The sequence below is a fragment of the Neisseria sp. P0021.S006 genome (genome assembly GCF_051956895.1).
Map to the genome: position 1 here is coordinate 1 of NZ_JBQCWZ010001115.1, position 494 is coordinate 494.

Sequence of the window (494 nt, forward strand, 5' to 3'; positions counted from 1 at the left end):
GCTTACATCATTGTATTCATATCCAGCAGATTCAAGAGACGGATTAACGGCCTGATAGGCATCATAAGCATATGAAGCAGCACCAACATAAGGAGCAGCTTTTAAAGCAAGTTTTGCACCTGCTTTTACCAGGCGAAATGCGCCTGAAAGGACGGCTTTTCGAGATACTTGGGCTTCTATCGTTACGGGTACAGTTGAGGCGGAACGGAGACCGGTAGAGGCTTCGCGAACATGAAGTGATTTGTCGAATCTAGACTGATACTCTTGATCAATTCCACCACCAATAATTTTCCAAGGTCTGAAACCATTTTCATTAAATTTTTCAGTCAAAGGATAGGCTAATTTACCGTTTCTAACTTGCAAATCACCAGCAAAAGATTCAAAGCTCAAACCTAATAGAAAAATTATTGTCAAAACCCGTAACATTTATTTCACCATTTCCAATAGTGAAAACTGAATTATCTTTAAATAAAACTTCAAAACATGCCTTATTG

At 38.7% G+C, this 494-nt stretch carries 1 protein-coding gene; it reads right to left on the reverse strand.

The window, feature by feature from the left end:
• The coding region (locus ACTHUM_RS19020; protein ID WP_440403832.1) for an IgG-binding virulence factor TspB family protein at nt 1-390 on the reverse strand (390 nt) is incomplete at its 3' end.
• Nucleotides 391-494 lie beyond the last annotated feature (104 nt).